Source organism: Fictibacillus sp. NPDC058756, from assembly GCF_042746035.1.
Classification (GTDB): Bacteria; Bacillota; Bacilli; order Bacillales; family Fictibacillaceae; genus Fictibacillus.
Window position 1 is genome coordinate 3,047,792 of sequence record NZ_JBHYPU010000001.1, and the last position, 25,098, is coordinate 3,072,889.

Consider the following 25,098-nt stretch of genomic DNA (forward strand, 5'->3'; position numbering starts at 1 on the left):
TTTAAAAACTTTTCTTTCTTCAATTGACTTTTTCACTTTAACGGAACATCATTGTTTATATATAAAGAATTTTCATCTCTTTTTCCGGTCATAATGGGTACTAGCCTATTTGTGTATAAACCGGATAATTTTACGGAGATTGGAGTCGGAAAATGACTGTAAAAAACGTTGTTTTGTTATTATTTTTGCTCGCTGGAATCGTCATATTTGTCTTTTACAGCATACCTCTCCTTCTTGCATTATTAACCGCTATAATGCTTGAACCGGTAGTAAAATTGTTCATCAAACTATTTAAAGGCAGACGATTGCTGTCCGTCACTATTTCATTCGTGCTATTTTTAGCTGGATTTGGAATTCTATCATACTGGCTGACTACAACACTTGTTATTCAAGTGATTGAGTTTATTACTGTTCTCCCATCCTATTCAGTCCACCTGTTTGAAGTGGCTGAAGATACGTTTTATGAAATGGAAAACTTCTATGCAACTCTTCCGCCAGAAGTTGTTAGAACCCTTGAGGAAGGCTTGGTCGCACTAAAGGAATATGGAGTTGAAACCGCTAAGGGGTTGACGACGGGAATCTTAGGTCTTATTACTGCGATACCAGGTATGCTGATTTATTTTATAATCTATATCGTTGCGGTATTTTTATTTTCATTGGATCTGCCTCGCTTGTATGCAGAATTTCTGAACTTATTTACAACTTCTGCCCGCGAAAAGGTTGAACTTGTATTCAGTCAGCTTTCAAGAGCAACTGTTGGTTTTTTTAGAGCTCAGATAATCTTAAGCTTCATTACATATATCCTTGCTTTAGTGGGACTTATGATTTTGCATGTACAATACGCGGTAATTCTTGCTCTATTAATTGTAATTGTTGATATCCTCCCTATTTTGGGAACAGGCTCATTCCTTGTACCATGGGCAGCTTACTCGTTCTTTATCAACAATAATGACCACCTCGCTTTTGGTCTATTAATCATGTTCGGTGTGATTACAATTGTCAGAAGAATCATTGAACCTAAAATACTTGGATCAAGTCTTGGTATTTCGGCATTGGCAGCTCTCGTATCCTTATACATAGGTTTCCAGCTTCTTGGTATGATAGGATTGATTGTTGGGCCTGCTGTTGTTATTATTTACGAAGCGCTTAGAAGTGCCGGTTTTATTAAAATAAAAATAGACTTTTAATCCAAGGCAGTTTCGCAAACTTTGTTGCCCTTGAAAGTGGTTGATTTCCGCTCCAGGATGCCCGCTTTCCGCGGGGCGGGCGGTGAGCCACCCTATCGCTTTGCGCTGGCGGGGTCTCGCCTGTCCCACTGATCCCTCAGGACAAGGAAGGCTTCGGAAAACTTACATCGCACGAAGAAAATGTGATTTTCATTTTCGAGGAGTCTCGCACCTTGCGCTCCAATCACCTATGAAGATAGAAAAATGAACCAAAAGCATCCATCTTTTAGTGAAGAGTCAAATGAAAAAACGTGTTTCCTGTTTACAGGAAATGCGTTTTTTTAATTTAGAGGTTAGAAAACTATGAAAGGTTGGGAATTATAGAGGATAGGAAGAAAAAGATGAAATTCATACGAACACTTTATATGGTGAATTTTTATTGGAGGAATCTTGATGAGTACTGCAGCAAAAGAACGCGATTATTATTTTGACAACGCAAAGTTTATTCTCATTTTTCTGGTCGTGTTCGGACACTTTATTTCGCCGATAAAAGGTCAAAACGAGTGGCTTTACACGATCTATAATTTTATTTACACATTTCACATGCCTGCCTTTATTCTTATTGGCGGATTCTTTACTAAAGGTGTTTGGCGCGACGGCTACCTGCCCAAGATCTTTAAAAAGGTTATGATCCCTTACCTGGTATTTCAGTTGGTGTATAGTTTATTTTATTACGATCTCTACGGAAAAAGTGAAGTGAAACTAGACTTCTTTTCACCGCATTGGACTCTATGGTTTTTACTGAGTCTTGTATTCTGGAACATTCTGTTGAAGTTATTTGTGAAGATCAAGTACCCGCTTGTTCTAGCTATCGGAATTGGTGTAGCTGTCGGCTATATTCAAGATATTGGAACATTCTTAAGCTTGCTGAGAACATTCGTCTTTTTCCCAGTGTTCCTGCTGGGGCATTTATTGGAAAAACGAGACTTCAAAAAAATATTAAAGCCTTCTGCAAAAGCAGCAGCCGCATCATTCTTAATCGTATTATTCATTACCTATCACTTTATTTTCCCGAACGGGACGAAGGAATGGCTGCTAGCTTCATCATCATATTCTGAGATTCTCGGATATAACAATTGGTATGGCGGACTCATTAGACTTGCGATGTATGCTATTATGTTTGCCGCAACGTTCAGCTTTTTAGCACTTCTTCCGAGGCGAAAAATGTTTTTTACAGAGTTTGGCGAACGGACGCTTTACATTTATCTGCTTCACGGCTTTGTACTGAAGTATTTGTTTACGACCGAACTTTTTGCCAAAATCGAAGAGAACGGCGCCTACTTTATGCTTCTGTTTCTAGCAGTTATCGTCACACTATTTTTAGCCAGCAAACCAGTTATTGCTCTAGCACAGCCGTTTATTGAACTTCGCTGGTCTAAACTGAAACGAATGCTGAAGCCAAAACCATCACGGCCTCAAGAAAGCGAAAGTTAATATTCATTCAAAAAACACCGCTGGACATTCGTGTCAACAGCGGTGTTTCTTTTCTTTATTAGTTTAAGCTTGACGCGCCTGCACTTACATCTAAATCATACGCTCCGCTTCCTCTGCTTGATGATACCTTTACTTTATAAACACCTGTTTGTGTCGGCTTGAAGAATGCATGATCCTGCCTCTCATTTTGTGAAGAACTAACAACTGTGTTTCCACTTGGATCGATTAATGAAACAGAGTAGTTATGTGATGCCGGGAAAATGAACCAGCCCGGGCTGTAGTTTTCCGTAATGACAGTCATAGAAATCGGATATGCCGCAGATGTTACATTTAGTGAGAATGTCTGTGATCCGCCAGAACTTAAGGTCCCGCGCTTATAAAAATGATCCGGCACAGCAGGTCCAGAACCCGTTAGGCCTCCAGCCGTTTTTACTGCAGCATGTCCGTCTAACCGTCCGTATCCATATTCATTGTCTTTACCAGCTTTCCCAAAATCAATCGCTGTTGAATAGAGTGCATTCTTAATTTGCGGCTCAGTGATTGACGGGTTCGCATCATGCATAAGTGCAATAGTTCCTGCTGTAAATGGTGTAGCCATACTCGTGCCGCTGTATGTTACATATTGATTTCCTGAATTTGCTTTTGCTGCTGTGATATTATAGCCTGGTGCAAAAATATCCGGCTTCATTCTGCCGTCAGCTGTTGGGCCGCGAGATGAGAAGTATGTGATATTGAAGCCGCCTTCGTTTAGATCAGCACCTGCACCAACTGTGATAGCTTTTTCAGCTGCTCCCGGAGAGCCGATTGTTGAAGCCGATGGCCCTGAGTTTCCTGCTGCAACGGCAACAGCAAGTCCAGCTGCTGATGCGTTATTTACCGCAACAGATGTAGCGTCTTGTCCGTTTGAGCTTCCTGAAGTCCCAAGACTTAATGAAAGAACTTCAATGCCGTACGTATCTTTATTTTGCACGGCCCAGTCGATTCCCGCTGTAACGGTACTCATACTGCCTGACCCCTGACTGTCCAGCACTTTAACACCAACTAGAGCAGCTCCCGGTGCAACACCTTTATGAGCAGGATTTGAATCTCCTTCACCCGCAACAATACTGGCACAATGCGTTCCATGTCCTTGGTCATCATAAGGTGTTGTACGATTGTTCACAAGGTCTTTCCACCCGATCACTTTTCCCCCATCCAGATCAACGTGTGCAGCATCAATACCCGTATCAATAACTGCTACAACACTATCGGCTTTTGAATATGAGCGCTCATTACCATCTTGATCACCAGTCACACCATAATCGGCACGGGCTTTTGCCGTTCCGAACCAGCTGTTCGCTGTCTCCAAGTTCATTTGTATCGGTGCATCATATTCTACTTGTTTTACAAACGGAAGATGCTCCAGCAGCATGATCTGCTTCTTTGTCATCGTAGCTGCCAATCCATTGATTACTTTGTACTCAAAGGACTTTTTGAAGGCCCCAACTTTTGAGGCGAGTTTTTCAAAGGCTTTTCCGCCGGCAAAATCCTCGTTGAATTGAATAATTACCGGCACCTTCTCTTCATCTGAAAGCTGCTGAAGTTTACTTTCCAGGTTATCGAAAAGTTTGTTTTTATTTAAGTTTACAAGTGCCTCAGTTATCTTTTGATCCGTTACCTGCTTTGGACTTTCCGCCATTACCGAAAACGGTGTCAGCATGATCGATGTTGCTAAAAGTGTTGTTGTCACAAATTTCTTTTTATTCACCCTAAATAACCTCCTGCTTAATATGTAGTCTGAAAATTTCGTCATTTCTTGGTGATTACTTCCATATTAAACAGAATTCGGATGAATGAGGATAAGGTAGATGATTTATTTTCTTCCACAGACTTTGGAGCTAGTTTTTTAGTCTTTTGGGAATACAAAATTTCTTTTAGTAGATATGATTCACTTATAAAGGTGAAAAAATCTACTGTAAATGTACTACTGTTTTGATCATATACACGTGGATTCTCTTTATAGTAGGATTTCACTAGTTTTATTATCATATCGAGGAGTTCCTAGCAGAGTAATTCCTCTGAAGAAATACAAAATTTACACTTTACATAAAAATCTTAAATAATCATATAAAAATCGGTGTTCATCATATAAAAAACTCTATAATCACATATTTATACATAATGTGGAAATTCATGTCCTTAAGGAGAGGACAATAAACTCTGAGACAAATAAAAAAAGCCTGCAACCAAGCAGGCTTCAGATAAATGCTATTCTATGATCCATGTCTGTAGTATTCTTGTTTTGCTTCTGCAAGCACACGCAAAGGAAGTTTATCAGCTAGTTTAAACGCCTCTTTTTCGTTCAGCTCCAAAGCTGTCACTAGTTTCTCGATCTTCTCTTCAGATGGAATCATTCTTCCCTTTTCAATATCTGCCATATACTGAGGCGTGATGCTTAATCTCCTGGCAAGCTCAGACTTGCTTAAGCCTTTTTGCTTTCTGGAGTTTTCAATGAATCTTCCAAACTCACTCATTTTATTTCCCTCCTTCTCGTTTTGAATAAAAAAGCGAAAATTGCATGATGATATAAGCAGCCAGCCGGCTTGTCATATTTCGAAAATCGAGAGTCGGATCGATCTCGACAATATCCATTCCTTTTACAGAAGGATTCTCACCAAGCCATTGAATGCCTTCAATTAATGAATCGCTGTCTAAACCGCCTGGTCCAATCGCTGGACAGCCTGGGGCAAATGCCTGATCCAGTACATCCATGTCCAAAGAAATGTATATGTTATCTGTTGTCTGTTTTAACTGTTCAACTGATTTTTTAAGCAAGGTGTGGAGCCCTTCACGTTTGATATCTCCCATCGTATAGACAGTTACACCATGATCCTTTGCATAATCATGATAAAGCTTTCCGTTTGAGAAATCCCGAATACCCAGCTGCACAAGCTGATCACCGCTTATCACTCCATTTTCGATAAGCTGGCGGAACGGAGTTCCGTTTGATGGACCGCCATCCTCAGTATTTCTTAGATCAAAATGCGCATCAAACTGGATGATTCCTACACGACCCCTTGTTTCCTGAAAGGCTTTAATTGCGCCTGCAGAAACAGAATGATCGCCACCCAATGTGATAATCAATGCCTCATTGTGCTGACTTTGAATTTCTTTTAACGCAGAATAAATGCGGTTTTGGGATAGAATCAAATCCGTTACATGCATCTCAATGTCACCAAAATCGGTGATAACTCCATCCCACATGTCAGTTTCCTGCTCAATGCTATAGGTCGAAAAAGAGTGCATCATCTGTCTGATCGTTTGCGGTGCCATAAACGCGCCAGAGTGGGATATAGATGTTTTTGAAAGAGGTGCGCCTGTGATCGCTACCCCTTTCACACCCTCACCTGTCCATGGCTTCAGAAGCTGTCCTGCCTTCTTAATTCCTCGGTCAGTAAACGGCGCTTCACCTGTTTTACGAAGAAAGGGTATAGTTTGCATGTGAATCCGCCTTTCCAGCCACCAATACACCGTTTTTCCAAACTCTATTTACGTGGTTTACACCATAATGATAAGGAACATATTTGTAATTCGGGACATCCCAAAGCACAAGATCCGCATTTCTGCCTTCTATCAAACTCCCGGCAACATTACCGCGCCCGATCGCATAAGCGGCGTTAACCGTTACTGCGTTCCAGATTTCTTCTGGTGTCAACTTCAGCTTTAGAGCTGCTAAATTCATAATGAATTGAATATTCTCAGTTGGCGAACTGCCAGGATTGAAGTCTGTTGAAAGAGCAACTGCTGCTCCGCTCGAAATCATCTCTCTAGCAGGTGCATAGTGATCTTTTCCTAAATAAAACGTTGTTCCAGGCAACAGAACAGCAATCGTTTCTGATTCACCTAGCATACGGACGCCTTCCTTGCTTGCTCCAACAAGGTGATCAGCTGAAACAGCGCCGATCTCACAAGCCATTTCTGTTCCGCCAAGCGGATCGATTTCGTCAGCATGTATCTTCACGCCAAACCCGGCTGTTTTTGCTTTTTGTAAAAATGTTCTGGACTGCTCAACCGAAAAGACACCTGTCTCACAGAAGATATCTACAAATTCAGCCAGACCTTCTTTCGAGATAACACTCAGCATAGATAGCATTTCTTCTAAAAAGGCATCCGGTCTTCCTTTATAATTTTCCGGAATAGCATGCGCTCCCAAAAAGGTAGAAACGAGATCCATCGGATGTGATTCATTCACCTTTTTGGCTACGCGAAGCTGCTTCAATTCTGTTTCTTTATCAAGGCCGTAGCCGCTTTTCGCTTCCATTGTCGTAACACCATAAGTTAAACATCTGTTTAAATGAAACATCGCTTTTTCAAAAAGTGCTTCTTCAGTCGTTTCCCTTGTTGCTCTTACAGTGGAAAGAATTCCTCCGCCTTGTGCCAGGATTTCCAGATAAGGAACACCCTGTTGTTTCAGCGCGAGCTCATGCTCACGCGATCCCCCAAACACTAAATGTGTATGGGGATCAACCAAGCCAGGTGATAATAATTTTCCTTTAGCATCTATCGTTTCGTTCGCTTTTAGATCAGCCGCTTCTTCACGAGTTCCAACAAAAGCAATCTTGCCATCCTTTATTCCGACAGTTCCATTATCAATTACTTTGAGCTCATTCATTTCCGTTCCGCGAAGTGCTCTGCCTTCTCCAACTGGAACGACAATTTGTGAAGCAAAAATTAATGTATCAAGCATTCTTCACACTCCTTTTTAGTTCTGATTAATTATTTGAAGGGGTCGATTGCCGCTCCAGGATGCTCGCTTTCCGCGGGGCGTGCGGTGCTCCCGCAGGAGTGGCGCACCTTGCGCTACAATCAACTTAACCGGGGTGTTCACAATCAAAAGAAAAGAGCCTTATTTATTGATCATCGGCAGGTCAACGCCTTTTTCATTCGCTGTTTTAATCGCAAGATCATAGCCAGCATCAGCATGTCTGACGATTCCCATTCCAGGATCGCTCGTTAATACGCGCTCTAATCTGCGTGCTGCTTCTTCTGTCCCGTCTGCAACAACTACCATTCCTGCATGAAGAGAGTAGCCCATTCCTACGCCTCCGCCATGGTGGACAGAAACCCAGCTTGCACCGTTAACAGCATTGATCATCGCGTTTAGGATCGGCCAGTCTGCAACTGCATCACTGCCGTCCATCATTCCCTCAGTCTCACGATTCGGTGAAGCTACAGAACCGCAATCCAGATGGTCACGTCCGATAACGATCGGTGCTGACAACTCACCGTTAGCCACCATCTGATTAATGATTTTTCCGAACTTCGCACGCTCTCCGTATCCTAACCAGCAGATGCGGGAAGGAAGTCCTTGGAACTGTACTTTTTCCTGAGCCATCTTGATCCATTTGCAAAGATGCTCATTGTCACTGAATTCTCTTAAGATAACTTCATCTGTTTTTCTGATATCTTCAGGATCACCAGACAAAGCTACCCAGCGGAACGGACCTTTACCTTCGCAGAAGAGCGGACGGATAAATGCTGGAACGAAGCCAGGGAAATCAAATGCGTTCTTTACACCTTCATCGAAGGCTACTTGTCTGATGTTGTTGCCATAATCAAAAACTACAGCATCTTTCTTTTGCATTTCCAGCATTGCCTGAACGTGAACGGCCATCGAGTGCTTTGACTTTTCGATATACTGCTCAGGATTTCGTTTACGCAGTTCTGCCCCTTCTTCTATGGAAAGACCCATTGGCAAGTAACCATGCAGAGGATCATGTGCAGATGTCTGGTCTGTTACTAGGTCAGGGATTTCGCCCATCTCGATCATTTTCGGTAAAAGTTCAGCCGCATTACCTAAGAGTCCGATTGATAATGGCTCTCCTTTTGCCGCATATTCCTTTGCTATTGCTAAAGCTTCATCTAAGCTGTCTGTCTTTTTATCTAAGTATCTTGTATCAAGTCGGCGCTGAATTCTTGTTTCGTCTACATCGATTGCTATTACTACGCCATCGTTCATCGTTACAGCTAGAGGCTGAGCACCGCCCATACCGCCAAGTCCTGCTGTAAGCGTAATCGTTCCTTTTAACGAACCATTAAAATGCTTGCGGGCTGCTTCTGCAAAAGTTTCATATGTTCCTTGCAGAATTCCTTGTGTGCCGATATAGATCCAGCTTCCGGCTGTCATCTGGCCATACATCATGAGACCTCTTTTTTCGAGATCACGGAACGTCTCCCAATTTGCCCATGCAGGAACAAGGTTAGAGTTTGCAAGCAGTACACGCGGAGCATCTGTATGTGATTTAAAAACAGCGACAGGCTTTCCTGACTGTACGAGAAGTGTTTCATCATTCTCAAGTCTTTCTAATGTTTCAACGATCTTATGATAAGAATCCCAGTTGCGCGCAGCCTTTCCGATTCCTCCATAAACGACTAGCTCATCCGGATTCTCTGCCACTTGTGCATCCAAATTGTTCATAAGCATACGGATGGCAGCTTCCTGCACCCAGCCCTTTGCAGATAATTTAGTTCCTCTTGCAGCTGAAATTGAATGTTTTACGTTTGACATGTAAAAAACCTCCCCTTAATGTGCTAGTTTTTGAATTTTAGTTCCTATTAAAATGTCATTCCATGAACCATCTAAGATCCAGGATGCTACTGCTTCCATATCACGATGGAACATACGGTCACATTGAATCGTCGGACACACTTTTCTGCCATGTTCATATACTTTCTTTGTTTTTGGAGCGAGTTTTTCAGGACCTCTGAAATCAGCAGCCTGCATTGCACAGATTAATTCAACAGCAAGTACTCGTCTTGCATTTGTGATAATCTGAGCCGCATGTCTTGAAGCAATCGTACCCATGCTCACGTGATCTTCCTGATTGGCTGATGACGGAATGGAATCCACACTCGCCGGGTGAGCCAGTGTCTTGTTCTCAGACACGAGAGATGCTGCCGCATATTGCATAATCATGGCACCAGACTCAAGACCAGGGTTCGGACTTAAAAACCCAGGCAGATCATTCAATTGAGGGTTGACCATCCGTTCGATGCGGCGTTCTGAAATATTAGCCCACTCTGCTGCGGCAAGCTTCAAGAAGTCCATCGCAAATGCAATCGGCTGTCCATGAAAGTTTCCGCCAGAAATGATCTTGTTCCCATCATCAAAGATTAGCGGATTGTCCGTTGCAGCGTTCATCTCGATCTCAAGCTTTTCTTTTACATAGCCTAGCACTTGCCACGAAGCGCCATGAACTTGAGGAATACAGCGTAACGAATAAGCATCCTGCACTCTGATTTCTCCCTGCTTGGTCGTGAGCTGGCTGTCCTCTAAGTAGTTTCGAAGTCTCTCGGCTACCTCAACCTGCTCTTTGTATCCTCTTGCAATATGAACATCTTCATCAAAAGCATCCGTAATTCCTCTTAAACTCTCAGTCGTTAATGAAGCGATCGCATCGGCCATCAATCCGATTCTTTCAGCTTCTATATAGGCTGCTATCCCTTGAGCAGTCATCGCCTGTGTACCATTGATCAGCGCAAGTCCTTCCTTCGCAGTAAGAACAACAGGTTCGATTCCAGCTCTCTTAAGTGCATCTTGTCCCGTCAAGCGTTCTCCCTTGTAATAAGCCTCACCTTCACCGACTAAAACAAGAGCCAAATGAGATAACGGAGCGAGATCACCGCTTGCCCCTAATGAACCTTGCTGAGGTACAACGGGATGAACACCATGTGAAACGAGGTCTAGCAATCTTTCAATAACAACCGGGCGGATTCCAGACAAACCTTTTAATAGCGCATTTGCTCTTAAAATAAGCATCAGTCTGCTGGTGGTCTCAGGAAACGGTTCACCAATTCCGCATGCATGGCTTCGAATCAGATTTAACTGCAAGGTCTCCACATCGTCCCTTGAAATGAATACATCGCTGAACTTTCCAAACCCTGTGGTGATGCCGTATACAACCTTGCCTGAAGCCACAATTTCTTCTACGGCTTTACGGCTGTCAGCCACCTTTTTCATGCTTAACGGACACGCTTCTACCGGTTCATTGTCATGCAGAATCCGCTTTATCTCTTCCATAGAAAGCGTATTTCCAGTTAAAGTAACCATCTTCATCCCTCTTTTTCTTAGACTCATTTCTGAAAAATTGTTGCTTTGGATTTCTCTCGTAGGCACCCTTCGTTGAAGTTGATTGGAGTGAAAGATGCGAGACTCCTGGGGGATCAGTGTGACAGGTGAGACACCTAAGGGCGCAAAGCGCCGAGGTGGCTCACCGCACGCCCCCCGGAAAGCGAGCATCTGAAACGGAAATCAACCACTTTCAATCAGCAACAAAGTTTACGCAAACAGCCTTTTAAAATTTAATCCCTGATAAACAAAAAAGAGCGCATCCGAAAGAAACTCTTTCGAATACGCCCCCTCATCACTAATAACTATGGGCAGTTTTTAAATATGATTGATTCCAAGTCCGATCGCTTCATGCTCGAGCCCTTTTACTGGCGCACCGATCGTTCCATATAGCGCGACTGCAATCCAGTCGCCTTCTTCTTTCTTCTCATAAGGGTTTCCACGGACAACGATAAAACGCAGACCTACTGTCCGAAGAACCGTTCCCAGCTGAACCTGACCTCTTGTCACACCATGAAAGGCTTCCATAATGGCATGATAAAGAGAATGAGTTTCCCTATAAATACCGCTCTGAATAACCTTTTCATTTTTGGCCGCTGTCTCGATTGCTGCTACTACCTTCTGAGAGTCCATAGAACCGGCTTTGCCTACGCAATACTTCCAGCCCTGTTTTTCAATCTCAGATAGATAGCTCTCATCCAGCACACCTAAAATCGCCATTTTTCCGATAAGTTTTTCATTAGATAATGCCATATTTTATACACTCTTTCTGCTCGCGACTATTAACTATCTCTAGTGTATGCGTTTACATTTTGTCCGTCAATTCCCTTTCAACAACTTATCACAGCAGTACAATAAAGAAATAAAAGGCTCTTGTTTTTTTCAGATGCCATTTTTACGGTACGTGTTCTTATATTTATTACACGTACGCTCCGACTCATTGAGGTTTCGCTCAAAAACGTCGAGTTACGCTCAAGATTTTCTCGCTGGGCTCAAACTGCCTTTAGTTTCGCTCAAAATCTTCCTTTTACGCTCAAAGCCCCTCAACCTGGAGCGGAAATCAACCATCTCTAATTACAACAAAGTTTTTACGAAACCAACCAAATAAAATGAGTATAATCTAGCAATCTAGCGGCAAGACTGTTTGTAAGAAAATAAACGGAATGAGGGCTGCGAAATGTTAGACGTACAAAAAGAGATTACGCTTGCTTCAATGTTAAGAACTCCACATTTTGAAGAAGATGTAAATGATTTTTTTATTGCTTATGACAAAGAACATAACCCTTTATTGCTATTGCCGACAACAAAGGGTTTTCTCCCGGAAAGACAGCTTTACAGCATCTCTTTTATCAAAAAAGAAAACAATTCATATCAATACACACTCTCAGATAAAATCATACCTTTTTCCATTGATGAATCTACATTAATTCATGATCAGCTAGGCTTCTTTTTCGGTCCTGAAAACAATATGCTCAAAAGCTTCTTTAAAGGTGATACGTATGGTGCTTATGTAGTCTGGACAAAACATATGGTTAAACAGCTGATTAATGAAACACTTCAGGATTGGCATAATACTTCAGACAGCCTGCAGCGAGAAAAGCATAAAGACAGGCTGACACTTCTTTTACAGGCATAAAATAACAATTAAGTGGACGATGACGTTTGACCGTTATTCGTCCTTTTCTTTTTAATTTTTTTCTTAATAAAGGTCATTACGAATAGGAAAGGTATATAGCTGATTGCAAGATAAAATCCAATGATGTTCGTATAATTGTTGAGCATGTTTATCTTAAAACGCGTATCTAGGAAGATACAAGCTAAAAGGACTATACCTAATAAGATGATTAGTGCAACATGCTGCCTGATGTTCAGCATCAATTTCGCAACACGGCTGGAACACCATATAGCAAGGGTTATATTCGGCAAAATTACGAGACACCACATGGAAACGAAAACAAAATCAAAACGTTCTACGAAGGATACTTGTACAATTTTAACCATTGAGAGTGTTGCCCAAATATTTCGAGCAAGCTGCTCCTGACTGAAAAAGGCAAAAGAAAACAGTGTTACTAAAAGATACATCATAAAGGAAAAAATATTCGCATGGTGCGCAAACTTTTGTGATTTTTTCGCATTCTTTATAAAAGGATAGAAAACCAGCAATGTTTCAAACCCAAGATAACTCAGCATCATATTTTTTGTGGCCGTTAAATAGTCTTTCAGCCTCTCATCAAACAATGGCAGCAAATTAGAAAAGTGGGTGTATTCAAGCGGATAAATTAAAAGGAATATAAGTCCCAAAGGAATAACAACACCTAAGAAACAAACGCCAGCAACCGTACGGAATCCTGCAGAAACCACATAATAAGTTAAGAGAAGAAATACAACAGCTATTGTCCATGTTTTAAGTGTTGGAAACATCCATACTTGTACAACCTCAATATATGTTCTTAAAACCGTTATCGACCATAAAAGAAAATAGAGAACTAGAGCTATGTTAAAGATGTTCCCCAGCATTCCGCCAAACAATGTTTTGTGTATCGTGACGATATCTCCCCCGCCATTATCCAGCACATAATAGATCATCCAGATCAGAATATGAACGAAAATAGCCGCGATGATAACAGAGATCCAAGAATCATAACCTGCGTATTTTGCAATGACCCGCTGATAGCCTAGTACTCCTACCCCTATTTGTTCTGAATGCACGAGAAAGAAGACAAGAAAGGGAGAAACAAGAAATATTTCTTTAATTTTTTGCATTTCAGCTCACCCCTTCTTGAACACTCATTAAATCTTGTTTTAGCATTCCCAACAGAACGCTGCTTATCCCATTTTTAGCCAAAAAAAGCTAACTCTTAAAGGCTATAGCCGCCTTTTCGAGTTAGCTTATTTATTATCCCGTGAATACTTCACCATCTGGATATCGAATATTTTCTCTTGTTTGTTTAGCAAGACTAAACGCTAATGTCAGGGGACCAAGTTTACCAAAGACCATCACGATACAAATTACAATTTTGCCGATAATCGTCAGATCGGGTGTTAATCCCATACTTAGTCCAACTGTCCCGAATGCGGAAATCACTTCAAACAGTATTATCATAAAGGGATCGCCTTTTTGCACGTACGTTACTACGAACAATGCTGCAAAGATAAATAAAATCGAAATGGTCGTAATCGCTAAGGCACGATAAACAACTGCATTGCGGATGGTTCGTTTCATGACAACCGTATCTTCTTTTCCTTTTAAGAACGCTGCAACCGTAAAGAGAATGACTACGAATGTTGTAAGTTTGATACCCCCGCCTGTTGAAGTGCTTCCTGCACCGACAAACATCAATAGGATCATTAAAAGGGACGTATCCGGATTAATCGCCGTCATATCGATCGAGTTAAATCCTGCTGTTCTAGGAGATACTCCCTGAAAATATGCTGCCCAAAGCTTTTCAGCTCCCGATAACACGCCTAATGTTTTTGGGTTATTAAATTCAAATAAATAAACTAACAAAATGGCCACAATATTGATAGCAAATGTTGAAATAATCATTACTTTTGAATGAAGCGAAAGATCTTTCCATTTCCGGCTGACCCAGAGGTCTACTAGAACGGTGAACCCGATTCCCCCTGTAATAAAAAGCAGAGAGATTACAATGTTAACCATCGGATCACCGACATAACCCATCAATCCATCAGACCATAGAGCAAAGCCTGCATTATTGTAGGCAGAGATGACGTGGAATACGCTGTAATATATCCCTTTCCCAAACCCCATCTCAGGTACCCATCTTAATGACAAAAAGAATATGGCGATGATTTGAATACTGATCGAAAAGACGAATAAGTTACGAACGAGCCTTATAACTCCGCCGATTGAGGGCTGGTTTAGCGCTTCTTGCATCAAAACCCTTTGTTTCACGGAGATCTTTCTCCCCATCATGATTACAACGAGAGATGCAAAGGACATCACACCAAGTCCGCCAACCTGTATTAAAAATAAAATGACAATTTCTCCGAATAGAGTAAACGTAGAACCCGGGTCGACTGAAGCCAGCCCGGTTACAGTAGCCGCAGAAGTTGCTATAAATAACGCATCAATCCAGCGCAATGATTCCTCGTGGGCTATGGGCAGTTTTAATAAACAAGCGCCTAATATGATCAAAAACAAAAAAAGCGATGCTAAAAATTGAGGAGGGTTCAATTTTATCGGATTATGCAACCTGGATTTATTGACATGCAGTGCCACTAATTACACTCCCTCATCCTCAAAGCGGTTCAAGTCTTCATTGCGTCCAATTACTACGAGGACATCTCCATATTGAAGAGTAACATCTGCAATCGGAGAGACTAGAATGTCATCACCGCGCTTAATCGCAACGATATTACATCCAAAACGAGCTCGAACGTCTAGATCTGTCAGTGTTTTATTCACTAATTTATCTGTAACACCAATTTCTACAATACTGTGTTCATGCGACAGTTCAATAAAGTCGATAATTTTTTCTGAAGAGATAAGCTGAGCAACACGAAGAGCCATATCGCGTTCTGGATGAATAATTCGGTCTGCTCCTAGCTTTTCCAATACTTTATGGTGATAATCATTTTGAGCTTTAACCCAAACCTTATTTACACCTGATTCTTTTAATAAAAGAGTTGTTAAAATACTTGATTGAATATCTTCACCAATCGAGACGATAACATGGTTAAAATTTCTGATCCCAAGCGATTTCATTACCTTTTCATCTGTTGCATTAGCTTGAACGGCCTGAGTTGCAATCGTCGCAAATTCATTGACCTTTTCCATATCATTATCGATCGCGAGTACATCATAGCCCATTTTGGCAAACTCCCGGCATATGCTGCCCCCAAAACGACCTAATCCTATAACTGCAAACTGTTTTTTCATTTAAATTCTCCCCTTAAAATCCATGAAGTTTTCCTTCGTTGCTTCTAGCCTTGCTGGTTAAGAGGTTCTCAAAAAGCTGTAAAAAACAAAAAAAAGACCACACAAAAAAGCGGGTCCGGTTTTTCACCAATTTGACCTCTCCAGTGACATGACGCTTACGGGGTTAGCTGTCGGATTAGGGAATGGAGTATCCCTTTTTGCTTGCTTGCAAAATTCACCCCAAAAGAATGGTTCCCCCGTTTCACAGTCTCCTATAATTAAAGAAATTGACTGTAAATTCAGCGATCTAAAGCCTGCTAAATTTTGAATTACATATACTGTAATCCTCCGTCTTTTAATTGTCAATCCATTTTTCACGTGTTAACAAATACTTTACATTTTTCCTGAAAATTGCAATCCAAGAACGATTAAACCGATCAGCCATACATAGATTGCAAAGCCTTTTAAAGTACCGGTTTGCAATAATTTGATCATCCATTTCACAGCAATATATCCGAATAAAGCGGAGGCAATTGTACCGATAATCAAAGATGAATATGCTATGGAAGGTGCTGTTGATGTAAAAAGATCTTTAGACTGCAGAACCACTCCGCCAGCGATTGAAGGAATCGATAAAAGAAAAGAAAAATAAGCTGCAGCTTTTTTATCTATCTTACAAAACAGGGCAGCAGCTATTGTTAAACCAGAGCGCGAAACCGCAGGCAGAATAGCCGCACCCTGAAAGGTACCGATTACAAGAGCATCCCGGATCGTTATCTCCTCTATTCCTTTATATCCGTTTCGTTTAAAAGAATCTGCCCACCAAAGCAACAGCCCTGTTACTAAGAACTCCCATCCAACCGTTACACCGGTTTTTGAAATTTCTTCGAAGAAGTCTTTAAAAGCAAGTCCAATAATAGCCGTTGGAATGGTACCGACAATAAGTAATATTCCTGTTTTGCTAAATGGTTTTTTTATTACTTGTAGAATATCTTTCCAATAAACCGTCATAACAGCAAGCAATGTACCGATATGAAGCATGCTGTCGAGAAATAGTCCCGCTTCTTCCAGGTTGAAGATCTGCCTTCCCAGCAGCAGATGTCCAGTTGAACTTACCGGCAAGAATTCTGTTAATCCTTGTACAATACCTAATATAAGGGCTTCAAGCCAGTCCATAAAAAAATCCCCCTCAATAGATGGTCTCTCGTACAACCCTATTCTCAAGGAGGACTTTCTATTCTATGTTTTTTGATATAACTGTTTTCGTAAATTCTGATGCTAGACGAAGTTGATTTCCGCTCCAGGATGCTCGCTTTCCGCGGGGCGTGCGGTGAGCCTCCTCGGCGCATAGCGCCTGCGGGATCTCATAAGGAAGTATCTGTGCTCCTGCGTCTGCAAGCTTATTCTGTTGAAGCTTGCTTCCTCGTCCCATGCCTTGCGAGAAGTATACTAAGGTGGTTGGCACGCTGGTCCCGCAGGACAAGGAAGGTTTCGACAGCGTTACATCGCACTAAGAAAATGTGATTTTTCATTTTCGAGGAGTCTCGCACCTTACGCTCCAATCAACTTGTCAACGATGTGTTTACACATAACCATTCCCAAGAATACTCTTTAAGCGGCGAATCTCTTCCTCAGAATTCTTATTAAAGAACACCTGAGAAAAGGCGGGAGAATGATTCTTTCGTTCTTTCCCATAACCCTCTTTTATAAAATTCTACAGGACGGACCTTTGTTGATTCTTCTATGTCTTCTTCATATTGTTCAACGAGGTCGTTAACTGACTTTGTGTTAAGCAAAAATACGTTTACTTCGAAATTCAGATGGAAGCTTCTCATATCCATATTCGCTGTTCCAATGGATGCGGTATCCCCGTCAATGATGATAACTTTCTGATGCAAAAACCCTTTTTGATACGAATAGATCTCTATACCTGAACGGAGCAGCTCAGGGAAGTAAGAGCGAGTTGCATATTGAGTTAAAAATCCGTCGTTGATCTCCGGAACCATCAATCGGACCTGTACTCCTTTTTTGGCAGCGACTCTTAATGCAGTCCGGATGGCTTCATTCGGAACAAAATACGGTGTGGCGATCCAAATAGATTTTTCCGCACAAGAGATCAATGAATAATACAAATCACTCATGATTCCCAGCTGGGTATCTGGACCACTCGCAACAACATGTACGATCCCATCCCCATCTGAAGGATAGGCTTCCGTTAGATGCGAATCTTCCAATAAATCTTCTCCACATACATATTCCCAGTCCATAAGGAATATCGCGTGCAGAACTTGAACGGCTTCCCCTTCCATCACCATGTGAGTATCGCGCCAAAATCCGATATCAGGGTCTTCTCCTAAATACTCAACTCCTACGTTTAACCCACCAACAAATCCAACCTTGCCGTCAATCACGATAATTTTTCTGTGATTTCTAAAGTTAAGCTTCTGGTTAAAAAATCCGTACCTTACCGGCAAGAAGGCTTCCACAAGAATACCTGCTTTTTTCATACGGTCAATATCATATTGCTGAAGAGATAAACTGCCTACTCCATCAAACAGGAATCTTACTTTAACACCTTCATTTGCTTTTTTGATTAAAAGATCGATGATATCCTTCCCGAGACGGTCAGAGCGAAAGATATAGTATTGAATGTGTATGTACTCTTTCGCCTCTTGAAGTCTTCTAATAATTTCAGGAAAAGTTTCTTGCCCGTTCTTCAGGATCTTAGTCCCGGTATGACGATTAATTTTTGTTAATGTGATGTGATGCGCATGCGTTGCAAAGCATTGCTGATGTCTTTTCAAATCACTGAAATCAGGTTTCTCATCTTGTTTGGAAACCCTGATCCATTCATCACGATCATTTTTACGTTTAGACTTGAACAGATGTCCTTTTAGATAAAGCTGTCCTGAATACAGATAAAACATATATCCGATAAAAGGAAATAATATAAGTACGTAAATCCATAAGAGTGTGTGCTGTGCGGTTCTGTTTTCCAGCATTAACGAATAGATCGTATACAAAATCACCGCAATATACAGGAGCCCGAATACCGTTTTAATGATGACATATCCTTCTGCAAAGAACACGATGTATAAACAGATAAGTAATAGTACAGTAAGGAAAAATTCCCAGATTCGTTTCATCCGCTTCATGCAATAGCTCCTTTTTCACATTCTTCTCTTTCTCTTTTTATTCCCGTCCACTGGTAATTAAAACAAGCGTTTCTCTCTTTTTATACCATTTTTAATTAGGATTTGCAGAATTCATGCCTGTTATGACCAATAAATCTTCCTCTAACGAACTCTAAGGACTTCTAACACAAATTTTGTTCAGTTTCGAAGGGACGAAACTGTTCCTAAATTATATCTGACTGGGTATTATGACACATGTTGCAGGGTGAATCCACAAATTTAAAAGGTTTATCCACGAGTTATGCCCTTCAATCCAAAAATTTCAGGCTCCAATCCACGAGATTTAGCCATGTATCCACGAGTCGACATTCATAGACAAGTCCTCTCGCTCAAATACCCGCCACATAAAAAGACTCCAGAGAATTCAACACCCTCTAGAGCCTGCAAGTTTATTCAGCTTTCACATCTTTTTGTTTCCAATAATACTCAGCAACAGCTTCGGCAACTGCCTCTGCACTTCTGTAAAGCTCATCCATGTTGTTATCGACACCGCCGAATTCAATCAGCAATGCTTTTTCCGAAAGATCCTGGTTATAAACACCATTGGTTCCTTCAGATTTGTTTTTTCCGATTACAGCTCTGCTTATGCCCGGGTATTTCTCATTTAAGATATTATGGATTTCTTGTGCCATAGCTTGGTTCTTTTCAAAGTGTGGATTTCCTTTTCCAATAACGAATAAGACTTTCGCATAAGATTTTCCATCAATCGTTGTAGTGGTTGTTTTTCTACGGGATGAATCCCGATGCAGATCAAAGATTAATTCCAAACTGTCGTTGCTTGCCATCGCACTTTCCACTAACGTTCTCGACATCGGATAACTTTTTCGATAATCAGCATTGTTCTTTCGTAAGAACTCGGTCATATTCGTCATATCAACAGATGAACCGATTCCTCTAGCTTCAAGCTCTTCGCCAAGCTTTTTGCCTACCATCGTGATGTTTACCTTTGAGTGGATGGCGTGATCAGGGTTTGTTACTCCTTTTAGATGCGGCAAGAAAGACTCCCAGCTATGAGAATGATAAATGTAAGCCACTTTATTTCCATCAGTTGTCTGACTTGGCGGGTTTTGAGGTTCGGAAGGTTCAGGATCCTCAAGTCTTTCTATATCCTGAACCTCTGCATCCTCTCCGCTTAATAGCAATTCCATCGGCGGAGGTGATTCATACCCGATATTTGTGTAGTCTGTCCCTTCACCAGCTACGAAAATAGTTGAATCATAAAGTGCAAACCCAGGCAGCTCGTTTCCAAGCAAGCTTCTAATATCACCAGGCTTAATACTTGTTGTGAGCTCCAGCAAGATACTGGACAAGGCTGGAGGTTCACTCTCTTTCGGCAGTTCCTGTGTAAAATATCGATTTTCCCAGCCTATAAAATATACGAGTGCTTCCCCTGAAAACTCGGTTAACCACTTATGCATGGTGGATGAGCTCAGCCTGTACTTGTGCTCAAAGGATGTGATGAAACTAGTGGCAATGACAATAAAAAGCATGGCTCCTGCTAATAAAAGCGGTAAACGTTTCATATTTAATTGCGGGGTAAACATTTGTCGTCCTCCACTTCTTAATTCGTTTCTATCACATCCTATGCAAGGAAAAATTCAAATAGAATTAAATCTATGAAAAAATAATAGAGAAAAATGAAGAAGAGATTCGCCGCTTATCAATCTACATCTATTCCATTTGTAGATTTAGAAGAAAGAAGGTCGAGGAAGTGAAGTTTCGAGGACACGGAGTTTATTCTAGATAAATGAGTACCGGAGAAACAAAACTGACGAAGAGATTCGCCGCTTATCAATCTACAAAAAAACCAGCCATGATCAGCTGGTTTTCGAGGAAAGCACATATTCTTCTGCGTTTGGCTGTGTACCACTTGCAAGCTTTTCATAAATATCTATAAAAATTCGTAGTTCTTCTGATGACAAATGATCAAGGTAGTCACTGATAGAGTTCACTCTCTCATTTTCAGCTTCTCTCAAAATCTCATGTCCTTCGTCTGTGATTTCAAGATATACAATTCGACGGTCTAGTTCACTTCGGTAGCGGCTTACAAAACCACGCTTGTACAATCGGTCTGCCCCCACTGTGATTGCACTTGGCTTAACACCCATATATTCGGCTAATTTTGAAACTGTCCACTTATTTCTTACACATAATGTTTTCAAAAGAACAAATTGTGTTTTTGTTAATTCTTTTTCAATCGCAATTTCCGGGTGCAGTCGCTTTGAAACAATGTAATGTACTCTTTCTAACCTCTCCACATAGAATTTCAGATCCTTTTCCCCCATACTGTGAACCTCCAGCCTCTAGTTGTAATGCGAACATTATACTAAGATTATACAAAAATTTTCATAACATTTGAACTATTTTTTACAAATAATGTGCAAAACAATTGACGTTTGGCATATTATTACATTATGATACATTCAAATATATTTGAACGTTTTAGGAGTGTTAAACATGCAAGAAATATATCACATCCGTGAGATCGAACAATTAAAGGTAATCAGCGACCCCCTGCGCATTAAAATTCTTTGGGAGATACTTGACGAGGCAAAGACCGGTAAAATGCTTGCAGACATCCTGGAAGTCCCTGCTCCAAAGATTCACTATCATCTGAAAGAGATGGAACGCGTTGGCTTATTAATTGTGGAAAGAACCGAAGAAAAGAATGGAATTATACAAAAGTTCTACAGACCTGTCGCTCAATCTTTTTCAATTACGGAAATCCTGCCTGATCAGCGTTACGCTGTAAAAGATGAACTTTCTGATGCATTAAAGGAGAATATTCTCGTTTCCTTGGACAAAACGAAATCCATGATTAGAAAGCTTGATCCAGAAGTTCTTGCATACACAGATTCCCCGCTTAAATTTGGCTATAGACACGTAAAACTCTCACCCGATCAAGTGAAACAGCTTCATGAAAAAGCAAAAGAAATTTCAGAGCTAATATCGGAATTTAAAAAGAATGAACAGGAAGAAGGTGAAATGTACCACTACTTCATGCTTTCGTTTCCATTAAAAGATACACCTTACCCGGAAGAGGAGATTGATTGAGATGGCACAAGCCACTGCATTAGCTGAACCAAAATTAGAATCACTATTTAAACAGCGTTCCTTTTTGTTTATTTGGGCAATAACCATTTGCTCTTCTTTCTCTATTGCTATTTTTCAATTTTCACAAAGCTGGTACGTAGTTAAAACACTTGATAAAGAAGCATCGTTAGGCATCGTTTTTATAGCTGCAAACGTACCTCGTATTTTATTCATGGCGATTGGAGGTGTTTTAGCAGACAGGATCAGCAGGACAAAGATTTTATACGCAGCGAATTTCCTAAGAACGATTGTGCTATGCAGTCTGCTCGTCATGCTTGCAACAGGTCATCTATCACTTGTATCCTTTATCATTTTCGGTTTTCTTTTCGGTGTATTGGATGCTTTCGTATGGCCTGCAAATGGCTCTCTGCTGCCAAATGTCGTAGACAACTCACAGCTGACACGTGCTAATTCTGTTGTCCAAACGACACAGCAGAGCTCACTTATACTTGGACCAATGATTGGCGGATTGCTTGTTGCCTCAAGCGGGGGCTATATGCTTTCGTTTGGTGTACCAGCAGTTATGTTACTGATCTCAGCGATACTTGCCTATTTATTGAATATTCCTGCTTCTGAAAGTTCAGGAACAAAAAAGCCAGGAATGTGGCAGTCCATTAAGGAAGGAATCGATGTTGTAAAACAATCCTCTTTTCTAAAAGCTTTGTTTTTAAGCACAATCTTTCTTAACGTTTTTGTTGTAGGTCCGTTAATGATGGGGCTTCCTATTTTCGTTAAAAATATTCTCGACGGCAGCGCACTTGATTTTAGTTTTATTGAAGGCTCTATGGCTGCAGGGATGCTAATCAGTTCAGTTATTATCGGTATTCTGAATATCAAAAAAAGACGCGGATTGATGGTAACCGTTTCTTTATTCACAATGAATATTTTCTTTTACTGGTTTAGTCAAAGTTCTTCACTTTACGTTTGTATGATGGCGATCTTTTTTATCGGGGTTACCTTCCCTGCGACCAACATTCCTCTTATCTCAGCGGTTCAATCTTCTGTAGATAAAAAGCTGCTCGGACGCTTGATGGGACTTTTAACGATGGCAAGTATGGGGCTTGCTCCCTTATCTCTAGCTGCTACATCCATGCTGATCTCATATGGATTTACAATTGATAACATTATGGCTGGCGGAGCACTTTCTTTAATTATTGTTAACCTTTTAATCATGTGGAAACTTCCTGCATTAAGAAAAATGGAATAGGCGGTGTAGAAATGAAAGTATTAATCATTGGCGGCACACGTTTTTTAGGAAGGCACTTGGCAGAATCTTTTTTAAAAAATAAACATGAGGTCACTTTGTTTCATAGAGGTAAAACAGCTGCTCCCGGCATTTTTCAAGGGGTTGAAGAATTAATCGGTGACCGTGAACAAGATCTTTCCCTGTTAGAAAACAAAAGCTGGGACGTAGTACTAGATACTTGCGGGTATTTTCCGAGACAAGTAAGGAAAACAGCAGAAGCTCTTCATAACAATGTATCTTCTTATATTTTTGTGTCATCTGTATCCGTATATGCAGATCAATCTGTCCGTTATTTAACCGAAGAAGCTAAAACAGCTGTCCTAAAAGATCCCGACACAACTGAAATGGGTGAAAACTATGGTGCACTGAAAGCTGCTTGCGAAAAAGAAGTCCAAAAGGTATTTGGTGAACAGGCATTGATCATTCGTCCAGGATTAATCGTTGGTCCTCATGATTATACCGACCGCTTTACCTATTGGCCTCATAGGGGTGCGCGTGGCGGAGAAATTCTTGTACCGGAAATGATTGATCCAACTATCCGATTTATTGATGCACGGGATTTAGCGGATTGGATCGTACGTATGGCAGAAAATCAGGAAAATGGTGTATATCAAGCGGTTGGCGATAGTTATAATTTCAATAATTTCGTTCAAAAATGTATTACAAATCAAAACGGTGCAAACATTGTACCTGTTCCAGAATCTTTTTTATTAGAAGAAAAAGTCGGTGAGTGGGTTGAGATGCCGCTTTGGATCGCAAGTGAAGAATATCGTGGACTTGATTATGCTGATGACTCGAAAGCCATAAATAAAGGACTCGTTTTCCGTTCAATAGAAGAAACCATTCAGGATACGGCTACCTGGTCACAATCAAGAGATTTAGAATCGGATCAATGGAAAGCTGGTTTACACCCTGATAAAGAAGCAGCCTTACTGCAGAAGTGGAAAGAAAAAGTTAAATAAAAAATAAGCTGGCACATGAGGATTACTTCCTAAATGAGCCGGCATTTTTTAAAAGAAGTAAAAAATACATGAATGCCCATGGCACTTGTCCATACCATTTATCTCTAAAGGTCATATAGTAGGATTGTGAGATACAAATCTCTCCTGCTGGCAAGAGGTCAGCAGAGCAATTCCCTACCCCCATTTCTTCATCATGCGTTCGGTTTTCTTTCCATAATCCTCAATGAGGATTATGGCTTTTTTATTGAAAATGAAGAATGTGTTTCGTTGAATTGGAGGTATTTATTTAAATGACCGGGAAGCTCTCCTTTTTGAAATACATACTGAATATCTGATAAAGGAATCTCCAAACGTGCCAGTGGTGGATATAGCGGCAGAATTTCCTTTGGTTCATAAGATTGATGATAGCTATTAATTGCCTCATTTGTTTCCTTTTCAACTGAAATTCGATAGGCATGAATTTCTTGAATCTGCTGAACCATCATTAAGTACTCTGCCTTCAACCGCTCTAATTGATCAATTTTTTTCTCCATGCTGCTTTTCGAAGCATTAAGCTCTCGATCTCGAGATGTGTACACCGTTTTTATGTATTCTGAAAGCCTGTCATCTCTATTTTCTTTTAACTCATCAAGATGCTCCATAGCAGCACGTTCTTTCTCCATTGCTGCCAGATAACTGTTTTTTGCTTCTGTTAAATGTTCCATCGTAACTTTTGTATTTCTTGCACCGTACTTATTCAATAAGTCTTCATATTCAGTAGAAGCCCATTCTTTTTGTTTATTCAGCTGCTGCCACTTCTCTTGTGCTCGAGCGATATCAGCATCGTATTCGTTTTTCATTTGTTTAAAATGATTTAATTCAGGATACATAACAATCTCCCTTCGTCTTTCACCATTTATAGTATTCGGGAAGGAATCAGGTTTAACGTCTCGAATGAAAAAATAAGGGTCTTAT

The 25,098-nt window shown here is 40.8% G+C and carries 21 protein-coding genes and 1 riboswitch; of the genes, 6 read left to right on the plus strand and 15 right to left on the minus strand.

Going from position 1 to position 25,098, the window contains the following annotated elements:
* Window positions 1-152: 152 nt before the first annotated feature.
* Together ytvI and ACFW35_RS15670 are read left to right on the plus strand one after the other, a co-directional pair.
* Window positions 153-1,187 (plus strand): sporulation integral membrane protein YtvI, encoded by a 1,035-nt coding sequence (ytvI, locus tag ACFW35_RS15665; RefSeq protein ID WP_379847053.1) that lies wholly within the window; start codon window positions 153-155, stop codon window positions 1,185-1,187.
* Between the two features lie 432 nt (window positions 1,188-1,619).
* A complete protein-coding gene (locus ACFW35_RS15670; RefSeq protein WP_379847055.1) occupies window positions 1,620-2,660 on the plus strand; it encodes an acyltransferase family protein in 1,041 nt (346 codons plus the stop codon).
* 58 nt (window positions 2,661-2,718) lie between these two features.
* On the opposite strand, the gene ACFW35_RS15675 is transcribed toward ACFW35_RS15670, so the two are convergent.
* The 7 genes from ACFW35_RS15675 to hutP form a co-directional block, all read right to left on the minus strand.
* The gene (locus ACFW35_RS15675; RefSeq protein ID WP_379847057.1) at window positions 2,719-4,407 is read right to left on the minus strand and encodes a S8 family serine peptidase; all 1,689 of its coding nucleotides are present in this window, start codon (window positions 4,405-4,407) and stop codon (window positions 2,719-2,721) included.
* A 505-nt stretch (window positions 4,408-4,912) separates the two neighbouring features.
* The gene (locus ACFW35_RS15680; protein WP_379847059.1) at window positions 4,913-5,173 is read right to left on the minus strand and encodes a helix-turn-helix domain-containing protein; all 261 of its coding nucleotides are present in this window, start codon (window positions 5,171-5,173) and stop codon (window positions 4,913-4,915) included.
* A gap of 1 nt (window position 5,174) precedes the next feature.
* The gene (gene hutG, locus ACFW35_RS15685) at window positions 5,175-6,140 is read right to left on the minus strand and encodes a formimidoylglutamase (RefSeq protein WP_379847061.1); all 966 of its coding nucleotides are present in this window, start codon (window positions 6,138-6,140) and stop codon (window positions 5,175-5,177) included.
* Entirely contained in the window at window positions 6,115-7,386 is a 1,272-nt protein-coding gene (gene hutI / locus ACFW35_RS15690) for an imidazolonepropionase (protein WP_379847063.1), read from the minus strand. The genes hutG and hutI overlap by 26 nt, the downstream gene beginning before the upstream one ends.
* A gap of 159 nt (window positions 7,387-7,545) precedes the next feature.
* Window positions 7,546-9,207: a urocanate hydratase gene (hutU, locus tag ACFW35_RS15695; protein WP_379847065.1), complete on the minus strand. Its 1,662-nt coding sequence runs from the start codon at window positions 9,205-9,207 to the stop codon at window positions 7,546-7,548.
* Window positions 9,208-9,222: 15 nt separating this feature from the next.
* The gene (gene hutH / locus ACFW35_RS15700; RefSeq protein WP_379847067.1) at window positions 9,223-10,749 is read right to left on the minus strand and encodes a histidine ammonia-lyase; all 1,527 of its coding nucleotides are present in this window, start codon (window positions 10,747-10,749) and stop codon (window positions 9,223-9,225) included.
* A 336-nt stretch (window positions 10,750-11,085) separates the two neighbouring features.
* A complete protein-coding gene (gene hutP, locus ACFW35_RS15705; protein WP_077363280.1) occupies window positions 11,086-11,520 on the minus strand; it encodes a hut operon transcriptional regulator HutP in 435 nt (144 codons plus the stop codon).
* A gap of 424 nt (window positions 11,521-11,944) precedes the next feature.
* On the opposite strand from hutP, the gene ACFW35_RS15710 reads away from it, so the two are divergent.
* Entirely contained in the window at window positions 11,945-12,403 is a 459-nt protein-coding gene (locus tag ACFW35_RS15710; protein WP_379847069.1) for a hypothetical protein, read from the plus strand.
* Between the two features lie 8 nt (window positions 12,404-12,411).
* On the opposite strand, the gene ACFW35_RS15715 is transcribed toward ACFW35_RS15710, so the two are convergent.
* The 7 genes from ACFW35_RS15715 to ACFW35_RS15745 all read right to left on the minus strand — a co-directional run bounded on the left by ACFW35_RS15715 (window position 12,412) and on the right by ACFW35_RS15745 (window position 21,128).
* Window positions 12,412-13,530: a GerAB/ArcD/ProY family transporter gene (locus ACFW35_RS15715; protein WP_379847071.1), complete on the minus strand. Its 1,119-nt coding sequence runs from the start codon at window positions 13,528-13,530 to the stop codon at window positions 12,412-12,414.
* A 133-nt stretch (window positions 13,531-13,663) separates the two neighbouring features.
* Window positions 13,664-15,010 (minus strand): TrkH family potassium uptake protein, encoded by a 1,347-nt coding sequence (locus tag ACFW35_RS15720; RefSeq protein WP_379847073.1) that lies wholly within the window; start codon window positions 15,008-15,010, stop codon window positions 13,664-13,666.
* Between the two features lie 3 nt (window positions 15,011-15,013).
* Window positions 15,014-15,670 carry a potassium channel family protein gene (locus tag ACFW35_RS15725; protein ID WP_379847075.1) on the minus strand — a complete coding sequence of 219 codons (657 nt, stop codon included), beginning with the start codon at window positions 15,668-15,670 and terminating at the stop codon, window positions 15,014-15,016.
* A gap of 136 nt (window positions 15,671-15,806) precedes the next feature.
* A riboswitch (cyclic di-AMP (ydaO/yuaA leader) is annotated at window positions 15,807-15,964 on the minus strand.
* A 78-nt stretch (window positions 15,965-16,042) separates the two neighbouring features.
* A complete protein-coding gene (locus ACFW35_RS15730; RefSeq protein ID WP_379832729.1) occupies window positions 16,043-16,825 on the minus strand; it encodes an undecaprenyl-diphosphate phosphatase in 783 nt (260 codons plus the stop codon).
* A gap of 467 nt (window positions 16,826-17,292) precedes the next feature.
* Entirely contained in the window at window positions 17,293-18,804 is a 1,512-nt protein-coding gene (gene cls / locus ACFW35_RS15735) for a cardiolipin synthase (RefSeq protein WP_379832728.1), read from the minus strand.
* 428 nt (window positions 18,805-19,232) lie between these two features.
* Window positions 19,233-20,387, minus strand: a complete 1,155-nt coding sequence (spoIIP, locus tag ACFW35_RS15740; protein ID WP_379847077.1) for a stage II sporulation protein P — start codon at window positions 20,385-20,387, stop codon at window positions 19,233-19,235.
* Between the two features lie 273 nt (window positions 20,388-20,660).
* On the minus strand, window positions 20,661-21,128 hold the full coding sequence (locus ACFW35_RS15745; protein WP_379847079.1) for a MarR family winged helix-turn-helix transcriptional regulator: 468 nt from the start codon (window positions 21,126-21,128) through the stop codon (window positions 20,661-20,663).
* 172 nt (window positions 21,129-21,300) lie between these two features.
* On the opposite strand from ACFW35_RS15745, the gene ACFW35_RS15750 reads away from it, so the two are divergent.
* From ACFW35_RS15750 to ACFW35_RS15760, 3 genes are read left to right on the plus strand one after another with little or no spacing between them, the layout of a single operon-like run.
* Complete coding sequence (locus ACFW35_RS15750) at window positions 21,301-21,897, plus strand: ArsR/SmtB family transcription factor (protein WP_379847081.1); 597 nt, start codon at window positions 21,301-21,303, stop codon at window positions 21,895-21,897.
* A gap of 1 nt (window position 21,898) precedes the next feature.
* The gene (locus ACFW35_RS15755) at window positions 21,899-23,143 is read left to right on the plus strand and encodes an MFS transporter (RefSeq protein ID WP_379847083.1); all 1,245 of its coding nucleotides are present in this window, start codon (window positions 21,899-21,901) and stop codon (window positions 23,141-23,143) included.
* 11 nt (window positions 23,144-23,154) lie between these two features.
* The gene (locus ACFW35_RS15760; protein WP_379847085.1) at window positions 23,155-24,144 is read left to right on the plus strand and encodes an NAD-dependent epimerase/dehydratase family protein; all 990 of its coding nucleotides are present in this window, start codon (window positions 23,155-23,157) and stop codon (window positions 24,142-24,144) included.
* A 230-nt stretch (window positions 24,145-24,374) separates the two neighbouring features.
* On the opposite strand, the gene ACFW35_RS15765 is transcribed toward ACFW35_RS15760, so the two are convergent.
* Complete coding sequence (locus tag ACFW35_RS15765) at window positions 24,375-25,013, minus strand: hypothetical protein (protein ID WP_379847087.1); 639 nt, start codon at window positions 25,011-25,013, stop codon at window positions 24,375-24,377.
* Between the last annotated feature and the right edge of the window lie 85 nt (window positions 25,014-25,098).